Genomic DNA, 11,925 nt, shown 5'->3' with positions numbered 1-11,925 from the left:
GGAGAAGCGGCAGCCAGGAAGGGCAGGTAGGCGGGACAACGACAATTTTATATAGAATTTATAAAAAATATCGCAGATTTAATTTTTATCGAGTCCATAATCAAGAAACAAAGCTATAAATTTAATACATTTTAAGCTTTTCTGCCATTTCGGCTCTTTTCGTCCCGCGCTTTACTTCTTCCCCGCTCTCGGCTGGGATAGACGGCATGAATCACCTTTGGCGTATCCGCGGCACCGACCACGACCTCTCCCAGCGCGGCATGATCATGGGCATCGTCAATGTGACACCAGATTCCTTTTCTGACGGCGGGAAGTTCCTGGATGCTGGCCGCGCGGTGGAACATGCCCTCCGGCTTGTGGAAGAAGGCGCGGACATCCTGGACATCGGCGGCGAGTCCACCCGCCCCGGCGCCGACCCCGTGGAGGAGGCAGAGGAACTCCGCCGCGTCCTCCCCGTGATCCGCACGCTCCGCTCCGTGACGAAGACCCTGATCTCCATCGACACCATGAAGGGTGCCGTGGCCCGGGCTGCGCTGGACGCCGGCGCGGACATCATCAATGACGTCACCGGCCTGCGGGGTGATCCCGCCATGTCTCACGTGGCCTCAGAATGCGATGCTGGCCTGGTGGTGATGCACATGACCGGCACCCCGCGCACCATGCAGCAGAAGCCCGAGTATGTGGATGTGGTCGCAGACGTGTCCGCCCACTTCGCCGAGCGGCTCCACACGCTGGAGAGTACCGGCATCGACCCGAAGCGCATCGCGCTCGATCCTGGTTTCGGCTTCGGCAAGACCCTGGAGCACAATATCTCCCTCGTGCGTGCCCTGCCCCGCCTCGCCGAAATCGGCCGCCCTCTGCTCGTCGGTGTGTCACGCAAGAGCATGATCGCCCGACTTCTCGAGGAAGATGGTCTCGAAACCCGCGAATGGCCCACCGTGGCCCTCACTTCCCACATGCGCGAACTCGGCGCACGAGTGTTCCGCGTGCATGAGGTGAAGCCCAATGTGCATGCGCTGCGCATGACCGAGGCAATCGCCACCCATGCTTGAACGTGGAGATGGTTCCTCTTCAGAACATCTGCGCCCATCTGCGGTTAATTTCAGGAATCAATTCAACGCCGCATAGATGGCGATCGCGATGAAGATCGCACTCATGATGAGTGAGCGCCTGCCATTCAGTGTCATCGCTGGATGATCGTTCAGGGAAGAGGCCGTGGGATTTCCCGGACTGTAAAAGACATCCACCTCCGTCCCCGGAGGATACTTCGCCACCTGATCCTCCGCAGACCCCTGGCCTCCGGAAACGGAGACGGTCACGGGGCTGTCTGAGCCGACCGTGTTGTGATAGGTCTGCCCGTCCACCTCATAGCTGAACTCGATCACCGGCTTGTAGAAAGTTCGTGCGCTCCCTGAGTCTGAAATGGATTCGCGATACGCCTCCACCTTGCTGGAAACAATCCGCCCCGGGCTGCGCAGCCATGCCTCCGTTTTCGTGGGATGCAGCGCATGGTAGATCCCAGCCGCCAGCGAGAGCAGTCCGAGCAACCCGAACACCAGCACGACTCCTGGATGACTCGCCTGCGGGAAGAGCGAGTGCAGAAAGACGCTCATGGGCTTGTCACTCATGAACCAGGCCACACCGAGGCCATACAGCAGCACCACCATGGCTGTGCCAGTCCAGAGGCACCCCAGCCCCACCGGCGGATCGCGCTCCAGCACACACTCCTTCGGATTCGCGGGATCATAATACACCGGCACCTCGGCTCCCACGGGATAGCGCTTCAGCACCTGGTCCACGTTGTCCGCCGGGGCGATTCCTGCGCTAATGCGCTCACCGCGTATTTTTTCCGAACCCACTTTGAATTCATAGTGCACCAGCGGCTTGTTCTTCACCTGGGTGGTGTCCCCTTCAAAGCGATGCCGCACCACATCCACCTCGGACCGGGTGATGCGTGCCCTGCTCTCCAGCCACTTCGCCGCCCGCTTCACACGCAGCGTCACATAGATCATCAATCCCAGGAAGGCCAGGGGCGGTGCCATGATGAAGAGCGCGGTCTTGATGGCAATGCCCTCTCCCTCCGTCATGTAGAGCAGCATGGTCAGGGCTGTGGCCAGCACGCCTAACAATGCCCCGATGGGCAGACGCGAACTCTTCCACTGTAAAAGCAGCAGCACCAGACCTGTCGCCAGAATGAGTCCGGCCACGATGCTTTGCACCCGCTTGATGGCTGCCATCTTCTCATTTGGCACAGGCCAGGCCGCAGGTGCGCTGCTGATGTCAAAGATCTCGCCCGGGCCCTCGCGCTTGAACTCCATCAGCAGGGTCTGAACCATCTCCTCACGCTGCGCCAGAGCCTCCTTGCTGCTGCCTGACTTGATGGTCATGACCGCATCACGCGTGCTTTGCTGGGGATTCGCCTCAGTCGTCAGCTCGGCTGGAATCCTCAGCGTGTCCCTGGCCGTCTTGAAGGCGCGCAGCACACGCGCATCATCCTTCTCCACCGTGGTGCGGAGTGTTGCCTGGGTCACCATTTCTGACGCGGCAAAGGAGGCCACAAAGTCCTGAGTCTGCCAGACAATGGTCGCCAGGGCCAGCACGCCCAAAAACGTGAAGAGCATCTTCTGAAACCGTAGCATCACCCGGAAACCGGGTTGTTCCTTGTTCATAAGAGTGACGGGATTTCCCGAACATCTGTCAGCCAGCCCAAAATGCAATCAGCAGCCCGTAACAGGTTTGTTCATGCCCGAAAAGCACTGGCAGCAGGAACGGGACCTGTGGCAGAGTCTCCGCGACCCATGAACTTGCTCCCCAGAATCTCCATGACTGCTCTGCTCGTCATGGGCCTCGCAGCCTTCGCCCGGTCGGCGGACTGGGCCATGTTTGGCGGCAATGCGCAGCATACGGCCATCTCCATGGTGCAGGGACGGCCGCTGACACAGCTCCTCTGGCAGACTCCTGTGGACCTGAATCCCGGCGCCTACACCCACTACGGCACCCCCACGATCACCGCGGGAAACACGGTGATTGTCCCCGTGACCACCGGCACGGGAAACAACTTCGTGGTGCAGGGCCGGCGCGGCTTTGACGGCAGCCTGCTCTGGACCATGGCCACGGACTACATCGCTCCAAGCTCCATCTGGCGGCCTAACTTCTCCCCCATGCTGGTGAAGAAAGCGCCTAACACCTATCGCGTGTATGTACCCGCCGCAGGTGGCACGCTGAACTGGCGTGATCATGCGGACCAGGCCGTGGCCACCGCGACAGGCAAGCTGGCCTTCTTCGACAACTCCCCCGGCCTAACGGCTTATCTGGCCAACAAAGCCACCTATGATGCGAATGTGAAGATCAACACGCCGGTCACGAGTGACACAGCGGGTAACATCTACTTCGGCTTCCAGGTCATCGGGAGCACGCCGCTCCTGGCTCAAGGCGGCGGCATCGCCCGCATCTCGGCCAGTGGTGTTGGCAGTTACGCGGCCGCCAGCACCGTCTCGGGTTACATCCAGACAGCGCTGAACGCGGCTCCTGCGCTCAGCCTGGATGAAACGAAGCTCTATGTGGTCTTCAGCAATGGCGGCGACTACGGCAGCAACACCGAGGGCAAGCTGGTGCGTCTGGAGGCATCAACTCTCACACCTCTGACCTCCAGTGCACAGCTTAACGGCGTGCTCGGCATCGCCACCTCATCGCCCACCATCGGCCCTGATGGCGATGTCTATTTCGGTATCAACAATGACAGCTACAGCCGCGGCCGTTTGCTTCACTACTCAGCCGATCTTTTCACCACGAAACTCATCGGCGGCTTCGGCTGGGACACCACGGCGGCGGTGGTGCCATCTAGCATTGTTCCTGGTTATACCTCGTCTGCAGGCTCCGCCTACCTGCTCTTCACCAAGTACAACAGCTACTACTTCGTCGGCGGCTTGAACAAGATCGCCATCCTGGATCCCAATGTCTCGCAGATCAATCCGCTGACCGGCGAGACCGACATGAAGGAGGTCATGACGCTTGTGAGCCCGATGGGTAACAACGATGAATGGTGCATCAACAGCACCGCGGTCGACGTCCCCGGCAAAGCCATCTACGTCAACAATGAGGACGGACACATCTACCGCTGGGACTTGGTGAACAACACCTACACCAGCCTGCAAGTCGCCAGCGTGGGCCTGCAGCCTTACACGCCGACCGTTATTGGTCCCGATGGCACCGTCTACGCCATCGCCCGCGGCATCCTCTTCGCCGCCGGCGCACGGCCCGCTGTCGACCTGCCAGTGACGACAGCAACGCAGAGCAGCACCGATCTCGTCTTCAGCTTCCAGCGCACCCGCCCCGACCTAACGTATATTACCGAAACCTCCACGGATCTCATGAACTGGACTCATGTGATTACCTATCCAGGTGCTGCGGGAGCTGCGGGAGCTGCGACGACGGTGACACAACCTATCCTCCCTCCCCCCGCCAGAGCCTTCCTGCGCCTTCGAGTCTACTAACGCAGTCGCGAAGCGTCCTGGAGCGCGGTGGCAGAGAGGCACGGAGCAGCCGTGCCTCGTCGACACCGCTCGCGTGCGCACGCCACGTCTGCGTGTTATGGAAGCATTCACTGCGCACCTAGCGGTGTCACGCTTGAGCGCTTTCCACCGCACTCCGGGACGCTCCGCGACTTCCACGTCACTTCCACCAAATCAAGATCGGGCGCTGCCCGCACCTCTTGATCTGGGAGGCATCTCTGCTCTCCACAGCGCCAGCACTCAACGGCATCAGCTCAGCCTTCAGAAAGGCCTTCCCTGAATCCACGGATGAGATGCCCACATCCTCCTTCGTCGCATGCCACGCGGCCCAGACAACAGGTTCGCCTTCTTTCTCCGGGGTGAACTCATAGATGTAGCCTTCATCCAAGGACGCTTTGATCACACGATTGAATCGATAGTCCCGTAGAGACTTCAGCATCCAGGCCACGGCATGATAAGCGGGCTTCGGTTCATAGTTTCGTGTGAGACCTGAGGCGGCATGCAGTTTCGGCTCGTCCTTGTCATTGAAGAAATAGACGAAAGCTTTGTCGATATTCATAGCCGAGAAGAGGAAGAAGGAGCGCACCAGATAGCGGGCCTGTTCTTCATCCGTGCTGTCTGTCCACTTCGCCCACTCACCTTTGGGATCCGGTGTCTTCGAGCTCGCATCCCAGCCGAACTCGGTGACCCACACCTTCTTGTCAGGTGCATTCTGGTCACGCCAGTTCAAGAGGTCCTGGATGCTGCTGAGATAGGGCACCTTCGGGTTCTCCGGATAAGTGCGCTTCCACACCGGCCACTGCTCCGCGATGGCATAGCGATGGATCTGCAGCACATCATAGAGCGCCGCGCGATCCTTGAACATCGGAGCCGACTTCCAATAACGATCACTCTTCCCCGCCTCGACATTGCTGGTGACGATCTTGACCTTTGGGTTTGCGGCACGGATGCCCTTCGCCATCGCATCAAACAGCTCGAGATACGCCTCGTCCGTATAAAGCCCCGGCTCGTTGCCGATCTCGATGCTTTCCACAAACGGCCACTTGCCGCCGGGGCCGAACTCCTTGGCAAAGCTGGCTGCATAAGCCTCGGCATCTTTGGCCGGACTCTTCCAACTGTCCTTCATCTCATCGAGCATGAGGCAGACGTTGATATGCAGCCCTGAGCCCTTCCAGGAGCCATAGACCTTCTCCCATGAGACCTTGTTTTTCGCGAAGGGCCACGTGGGCAGCGTGCTTGTGTCCTTCGCCAAGTCCCAGGGCACGGGATGATAATCACGCACCCAGGTGCAGACCGGTGCATAGAGCTCCGGCTTGAAGGTGACCGTGTGTCCGCACACACCCACGAAGTCGCGGAACAGCGGCGCTTGATCCTTGGCACCTGCTGAGGCTGCCAGAAAGAGAAGGAGGGAGGAGAGCAAGCGGATCATTGGGAAACAACAGACGTCGACCGCCGCACGTTTCAATCAGCACTTGATCCAGGAGGCACACCTCCCAACGTGTCACGTTCTCGACGTCCTCATCCTCCAACCTACCAATCATGTCCTTCCGCCACACTCTTGGTTCGCTTCTTTTCATCCTGCTCAGCCCTGTCATCAGCCATGCGGAGCAGTTTGTGCTCTTTGACGTGACCTTCACCTTCACGCAGGAAGATGCGCTGAACTCCAAGCCCAGCCAATCCCACTACTATGTGAAGAGTGACCGCCTGAATCCCGAGCGCCCGAAGGACTGGACGAGCCCGGTCGACTATCGCAACGGCACCGTGCATCTGCGGCTCGAGGTGCTGGAGAAGCCCGCGGGCGACCAGCCCACTTCCTGGAGCGTCTGCTACATCCCTTACAAAGGGCAGAACCATGGTTATGGCTGCATCGGCACAGGTGCGTATTCCAAAGCGGGCCTGATTGAGAAGGATCTCTCCATGACGACCTTCTGGCAGAACAACGACATCATCTGGAGCGAGGGCATCAAGGAGATGCATCTGGTGCTCAAGGACGATCACAACCTGCACGCCCATAAGCGCCCTGACCCTGAAAAGTTCTTCCCCACCAAAGTGCGCATGACGCTGATCCAGGTCTCCAAAGGAGCGACCTATGATCCGAAGCTGGTCACTGAGCTGCAAAAATAGGTCAGGGCTTGCCTGACAAAGCACTCCGCAAAATGAACCATCCCAAAGCAAACGGCAGCAGCGGCAAAAGCGCGAAGAGATAGGCTCCGCCGTAACCGCGCTTCAAGACGACATCCGCCGGATCGCGCGGATCATACCAGCACGGAACTTGAGCACCGACCGTCCACTCCTGGAACTCTTTCTCCAACTGCGCCTTGCCGCCGCCGACACGTAGCGATGAGCCCGTGTCATAGCCAGTGGAGAGCATGTCCCGCCCCTGCACCACGTAACGCAGCGCGAATTCAGGCTTGGCCACATCCGACGACCGTGAGGTCCCTCCGGTGGTGCGCGACTGGCTGTTCACGGTGTGATGCACCACGCGCCGTCCGACGATTGTCGCCGTGGAGGCAGTCCATTCATTCAGCACACGATAGTCACGCCAGGCCATTCCGGCAAACACCAGCCAGAAGCCGATGGCGACCATGATGGCCACCACACCGGCACGCGGGCTGAAGAAACCCCGGCGACCTCCGACCATCACTCCCGTCAGCGCCACGGCGAAGGAGGTGACCACCAACCAGATGACCGTGACGACGCCTGCTGAAGTCAGTCCCCCGCCGGTGTTGCCCGACTCTTGAGGTGAACGGCGTGTGTCGACCGTGATCGTCCGGTGCACCCAGGCTTCCGACATCGTGTGGAAGTGAGCCAGATGCATGCTGACGGAAAGCGCATCTCCTGCTGAGTCACGAGGAGCCAGCACCCTCATCTCTACTTTTCGTTCGGCGCCGGCAGCCAGCGAAATCGAGGCGGTGATCGTCCTCTCATCGTGATCCAGCTGCGCATCATCGAGCCCCTTGAGCTCCACCAGATACCCCTGAGCGGCCACTGAATGCGCACATAAGTCACCTCAGAAGGCTGATCTCCGCGATTGCGCAGCACCAGCTGGAACTGGGCAACCCCACCCTCGACCACAGGCTGGTTCGCCACCGTGATCTCGGAGGCGGTGAAGTCTGGCTTGGCCTGGAGAGGCAGCGCCCACACCAGCAGAAGCAGCAGGCAGCCTTTTCCTAGAAGGCCTCGCCAGCTTGGCGAAAATGCGTCTTGGAGATTCATAGAGTCAGGCAGGCGCAGTCAACGCCGGGGAGGAGGTATCGGCCTAACTCTTCACACTTTCAAGCCACTCAATGCGGCTGCGCAAGCGGCGCTGGCGCTCCTCATTCGGAGTCGGATACAGGATGGGATACCAGGCCGTCATCACCGCAGCTCGGCCGATGAGGCTTTGATGCAATGCTTGTTCGTCCACGGGGCCATAAGCTTCAAGGATGGCATTCACTGTAGCCTGGTCTTCATCGAGCAGCTTCGCATTCCAGATGATGGAGGCCACGTCCCACTCCACGGGACCGGCGAAGGTATCCTCCCAGTCTGTCCAAAGCAGACCGCGTGTGGTGTTCATGAGGTTGCCCATGTGCGCATCACCATGCAGAGGCTGATGCGGATAGGCGCTCAGCACCTCAATGGACTTCGTGAGATGATCACGCAGCAGCTGCTGAGTAGCCGCAGGAAAGAGCTCTCGCTCATCGAGGATGGCGATGCTTTCCGTGAGGATGGCCAGCTCCGGCAGAGGCTCTGCGAAGCGGCTCATGATCTCATGGCATTGACGCAGCGTGCGGCCGATCTCCTGCGGCTCTGGCTCGGCCTCGATCCGCGTCACGAATTCCCAAAAATTCATGGGATATCCCAGATGCTCATGCGGACCTGGAGGCAGATCTGGATGCAGCGGGATAACCGGCGCACCATGCACCGTGAGATGATGCGCGATGGCATTTTCCCGAGCGAACCATTCCGTGCCCTGGCGCGGGCCATCACGATCCTGCACCACACGTGCCACCAGCGTCTCTGTCAGCCGCACGACGAGCGTGCTGCTGTTCTGCAGGATGTCACATCGATCCGGCGTGATGCCGTGGGCAATGGCAGTTTCCGTGGCGGCACGGAGCGGAAGTTCAGGGTCGGGCATGGGCGACGCACAGGAGCGTGCTCGCCCATGCGCGCACGGCTTTTCTCAATGAGGCAGTCCAAAAAGGAAGTAGGCCGTGCACAGCAGCGCCAGCACGATCATGCCTCCGTTCAGCTCGCGCACACGGCCCGTGGCGATCTTCAGCAGCGGATGCACCACAAAGCCTGCGGTGAGACCATTGGCGATGTTGTAGGTGAAGAGCATCATCACGATGGTCACGAAGGCAGGGGCCCATTCGGTGAGATCATCAAAGTCGATGCGCCGTACCGAGCCGACCATGAGCACACCGACCGCGATCAAGGCAGGACCATAAGCAAAGCGAAGCTGCTGCAACGGTTCGATGAGCGGGATAAAGAACAGCGAGAGCGCAAACAAACCTGCCGTGACCAAGGCGGCCAGCCCTGTACGAGCGCCTTCACTGATGCCTGTGGCGGATTCGATATACGCACCGCTGGTCGAGGTGCCAATCAGGCCGCTGAACATGCAGGTCAGCGCATCCACCAGCATGGGCTTCTGCACCTCGGGCAGGTTGCCTTTTTCATCCAGCATATCCGCAGCTGCACCGAGGCCGGTCAAGGTGGCGAGGGTATCGAGAAAGCTCATCAAAAACAGCGTGAGCAGCACCGGCAGAAAGCTAAGCTTCAGCACGCTGGCGATGTCCAGCTTGAAGGCGATGGCGCTGAGGTTGTAGTCACCGGTGAAGGGCAGAGCGACGATGGCCTTGGGTGCTGTTCCGAAGCCGAGCAGCCATCCGGCCAGGGCCGTGACCACAATGCCGAGGAGCAGCGCCCCACGCACACGGCGGATCATGAGCACCATCATCAAGATGAAGCCACCGATAGCCAGCAGCACCTGCGGATCATGCAGATGCCCGAGCTTCACCGGCACCGCCGGCGCGATGAAAAGACCCTGCGCAGTCGTCTGCAAAGACTGCGCTGGCATGCCCGCCACAAAGCTGGTGACAACACCCGTCTCATACAGGCCGATGAAGGCCAGGAACAGGCCGATCCCCACCGCGAAGCTGTGCTTCAAACCCGCAGGCACCGCATTCGCCAGCCATCCACGCAGCCCGATGATGGTGATGATCAAAAACAGCACGCCACTGACAAACACCGCACCGAGCCGCTGCTCCCAGCCAATGCCCAATGTGGCCAAACCAAAAGCAATAAAAGCATTCTCCCCCATGTAAGGCGCCACGGCGATAGGTCGGTTCGCAATCAAGCCCATCAGTGCGCATCCCACCACCGCAGTGAGGATGGTGGCGACCGTGCCAGGCCCGACGGGGATACCCGCGAAGCTGAGGATGGCCGGGTTCACCACGATGATGTAGGCCATGGTCACAAAGGTGGTCAGGCCGCCCAGAACCTCCCTGCGCAGGGAGCTGCCACGCTCATGAAGCTTGAAGAAATCCGCCATGCGGGCCATGAGGAGCGCGCGGAGATGCGTGTGCAATCACAAACTCGCCACCTCAGCGTGCAGGTGCCTCACAGGGCAGAAACTGCACCGCATCCGCGATGACCACTCTGTTGGGCTCGGTGCCTTCGTTCGACACACGCACCCAGCCCGCGCGACCTGCCTCAAACCGGAACTTGCCGAGTGATCGAAACAGTCGGTCATGTTCAGGCTCTTCCTGTAAATTGATCCGAAGCGTGGTGTCAGCCTCCGCGTGATGAATGGTCACCGGCGCATTCGCCGATCGGCGCACATTGTAACAATGCGCGAACCTCACCTCATACCATCCTGCTTTGGCTAGTGTGGGAGTGAAGGTGACGGACTTGCTCCCCTTCCCTGCCTTCATGTCATGCAGATAACCGAGGCCGACATACGGTGGCGTGTGCGTGGAATACTGCCACTCACCCACCAGTTCTGCCGCCGTTTCGTCCACCACGATGCCGGGCAGTGAAGCTGGATCCGCCACGATGAACTTCACCATTTCCGGCCGATCCACCTCTCCGGGAGGGTGGATGTTCTTCAAGGCCTTCGGATGAGGCACCAAAGTCACATCGGCAGCCAAGGCTGCGCAGAGTGCAGACATGCCGATGGTGATGGCGAGCTTGTGTTTCATGCGATGATTCAACTGCAGGAATCCCAATACCTTTCACCACAGAGGACACGGAGGAGCACAGAGGACTTTGAATCAAAACCTCTGTGTTCCTCTGTGGTAGTCATGGGTGGCGTCACGACGATGAACTACCGCAAGGGAGCTGCTGGAAGGTTCAGGACCTTGCGCAGCATGGGTTCAAGCCCGCGTGCGTAGAGGAACATGCCGTAGCTGTTGGCATGGCGTGCATCGGAGAGTGCATCCGCTTGATCCGGGGAGATCAGATCGAGGCCATCGACATAGTGGATGTTCTTGTCACCGGCCTTCTGCTTCTCCTCGACGAGGCGTGGGATGAGCTTCCGCTTTTCGAGTTGATAATGTCCCATGCGGCTGCCGAAGACTTCGGAAGGATTGTAATAGGGTCCGGTGACTACAATAGGTGTTTCAGGATGCTTCGCGCGGATGATGGCGATGAACTCGGGGAAGGTCTTCTCATACACTTCCGGCGGCGGATTGGCCCAGTAGTCGACGACATACACGGCGGCGGGGATCTCCGCCACAGCACGTGCCAGGGCAGGTTCGCCGAGACCATTCCCTGAGAAACCGAGGTTCACAAAATCCATGTTCAACCAGCGCCCGACGAAGCACGGAAACGCCACACCTGGATTCGATGCCTGCGCGCCCTGAGTGATGCTGGAGCCATAGTAGACGATAGGCTTCTCATTCGAATAAGCGTGCGCCGCTTCCAGCTTCGCGCCTTCATCGAGCGTGATCTCTTTTACCACGGTCGGTGCTCCGCTGGGCAGGTAGATCTCTACATCCCGCATCACTCTTTCCACACCCAGGGTGAATTTCTTTTCCAACACTTTTTGTTCGTCTGGAAGAGCACTTCCGAGATAGCGGCCATCCGAATACACATCCACACCGATCAGGGCGACAGGCGGTGAGTAAGAGAGCTTGTAGTTCCCTGTGGTGGCGGAGATGCCGAGGTCGATTGTGTCCGTGCGGAAGCGCAGCCGCACGCCTGCCGGAGCCTGTGAGAGCTGCCATACCTTCGAGGGCATCTCTGCTTTCAAGCGGTCGGGAAAGCGCTGGAGTTTCGGCTGCTCCTTCCACCAGCCGAGGCCGCTCACCGTGATGCGTGGATCAGGAAACTTGATGTGCTGCACCGGCGGATCTGCCGCAATGGCGCTGCCTGCGAGCAGAGAGATGAAAAGACAGCGGCGGAGCGTGGAGGCGGAGAGCATGCGTCAAGA

General features: G+C 59.6%; 10 protein-coding genes. 3 read left to right on the top strand and 7 right to left on the bottom strand.

The annotated features are described in order from the left end of the window. Nucleotides 1-206: 206 nt before the first annotated feature. The gene (gene folP / locus BGE01nite_RS04615; protein WP_146849095.1) at nucleotides 207-1,052 is read left to right on the top strand and encodes a dihydropteroate synthase; all 846 of its coding nucleotides are present in this window, start codon (nucleotides 207-209) and stop codon (nucleotides 1,050-1,052) included. Nucleotides 1,053-1,109: 57 nt separating this feature from the next. Here the strand turns inward: folP and BGE01nite_RS04610 are convergent, their stop codons facing one another. Then, on the bottom strand, nucleotides 1,110-2,669 hold the full coding sequence (locus BGE01nite_RS04610) for a DUF3592 domain-containing protein (RefSeq protein WP_146849094.1): 1,560 nt from the start codon (nucleotides 2,667-2,669) through the stop codon (nucleotides 1,110-1,112). A gap of 153 nt (nucleotides 2,670-2,822) precedes the next feature. On the opposite strand from BGE01nite_RS04610, the gene BGE01nite_RS04605 reads away from it, so the two are divergent. Further along, the gene (locus BGE01nite_RS04605) at nucleotides 2,823-4,493 is read left to right on the top strand and encodes a hypothetical protein (protein ID WP_146849093.1); all 1,671 of its coding nucleotides are present in this window, start codon (nucleotides 2,823-2,825) and stop codon (nucleotides 4,491-4,493) included. Nucleotides 4,494-4,671: 178 nt separating this feature from the next. Here BGE01nite_RS04605 and BGE01nite_RS04600 read toward each other — a convergent pair whose 3' ends face one another. Continuing rightward, nucleotides 4,672-5,940 (bottom strand): glycoside hydrolase family protein, encoded by a 1,269-nt coding sequence (locus tag BGE01nite_RS04600; protein WP_146849092.1) that lies wholly within the window; start codon nucleotides 5,938-5,940, stop codon nucleotides 4,672-4,674. 110 nt (nucleotides 5,941-6,050) lie between these two features. Here BGE01nite_RS04600 and BGE01nite_RS04595 point away from each other — a divergent pair, with 110 nt between their 5' ends. Next, on the top strand, nucleotides 6,051-6,635 hold the full coding sequence (locus tag BGE01nite_RS04595; RefSeq protein WP_146849091.1) for a hypothetical protein: 585 nt from the start codon (nucleotides 6,051-6,053) through the stop codon (nucleotides 6,633-6,635). 1 nt (nucleotide 6,636) lies between these two features. On the opposite strand, the gene BGE01nite_RS04590 is transcribed toward BGE01nite_RS04595, so the two are convergent. From BGE01nite_RS04590 to BGE01nite_RS04570, 5 genes are all read right to left on the bottom strand, one after another. Further along, nucleotides 6,637-7,500, bottom strand: coding sequence for a DUF3592 domain-containing protein (locus BGE01nite_RS04590; RefSeq protein WP_146849090.1), 864 nt, complete (start codon nucleotides 7,498-7,500; stop codon nucleotides 6,637-6,639). 270 nt (nucleotides 7,501-7,770) lie between these two features. Beyond that, nucleotides 7,771-8,628: a phosphotransferase gene (locus BGE01nite_RS04585; RefSeq protein WP_146849089.1), complete on the bottom strand. Its 858-nt coding sequence runs from the start codon at nucleotides 8,626-8,628 to the stop codon at nucleotides 7,771-7,773. A 45-nt stretch (nucleotides 8,629-8,673) separates the two neighbouring features. Beyond that, nucleotides 8,674-10,080: an NCS2 family permease gene (locus tag BGE01nite_RS04580; protein ID WP_218032893.1), complete on the bottom strand. Its 1,407-nt coding sequence runs from the start codon at nucleotides 10,078-10,080 to the stop codon at nucleotides 8,674-8,676. 16 nt (nucleotides 10,081-10,096) lie between these two features. Beyond that, nucleotides 10,097-10,693, bottom strand: coding sequence for a golvesin C-terminal-like domain-containing protein (locus BGE01nite_RS04575; RefSeq protein ID WP_146849088.1), 597 nt, complete (start codon nucleotides 10,691-10,693; stop codon nucleotides 10,097-10,099). A 125-nt stretch (nucleotides 10,694-10,818) separates the two neighbouring features. Next, nucleotides 10,819-11,916, bottom strand: a complete 1,098-nt coding sequence (locus BGE01nite_RS04570) for an SGNH/GDSL hydrolase family protein (RefSeq protein ID WP_146849087.1) — start codon at nucleotides 11,914-11,916, stop codon at nucleotides 10,819-10,821. Nucleotides 11,917-11,925: the final 9 nt, after the last annotated feature.

Origin of the sequence: Prosthecobacter gellanilyticus (assembly GCF_007992435.1) — a bacterium.
GTDB classification, from domain to species: Bacteria; Verrucomicrobiota; Verrucomicrobiia; order Verrucomicrobiales; family Verrucomicrobiaceae; genus Prosthecobacter; species Prosthecobacter gellanilyticus.
This window is presented reverse-complemented; position numbering and strand designations above follow the sequence as displayed.

What these genes read in the sequence shown, in the direction of transcription:
- folP (WP_146849095.1), top strand. Translation starts at nt 207, where the DNA reads ATGAATCACCTTTGGCGTATCCGCGGCACCGACCACGACCTCTCCCAG.
- BGE01nite_RS04610 (WP_146849094.1), bottom strand. Translation starts at nt 2,669, where the DNA reads ATGAACAAGGAACAACCCGGTTTCCGGGTGATGCTACGGTTTCAGAAG.
- BGE01nite_RS04605 (WP_146849093.1), top strand. Translation starts at nt 2,823, where the DNA reads ATGACTGCTCTGCTCGTCATGGGCCTCGCAGCCTTCGCCCGGTCGGCG.
- BGE01nite_RS04600 (WP_146849092.1), bottom strand. Translation starts at nt 5,940, where the DNA reads ATGATCCGCTTGCTCTCCTCCCTCCTTCTCTTTCTGGCAGCCTCAGCA.
- BGE01nite_RS04595 (WP_146849091.1), top strand. Translation starts at nt 6,051, where the DNA reads ATGTCCTTCCGCCACACTCTTGGTTCGCTTCTTTTCATCCTGCTCAGC.
- BGE01nite_RS04585 (WP_146849089.1), bottom strand. Translation starts at nt 8,628, where the DNA reads ATGCCCGACCCTGAACTTCCGCTCCGTGCCGCCACGGAAACTGCCATT.
- BGE01nite_RS04575 (WP_146849088.1), bottom strand. Translation starts at nt 10,693, where the DNA reads ATGAAACACAAGCTCGCCATCACCATCGGCATGTCTGCACTCTGCGCA.
- BGE01nite_RS04570 (WP_146849087.1), bottom strand. Translation starts at nt 11,916, where the DNA reads ATGCTCTCCGCCTCCACGCTCCGCCGCTGTCTTTTCATCTCTCTGCTC.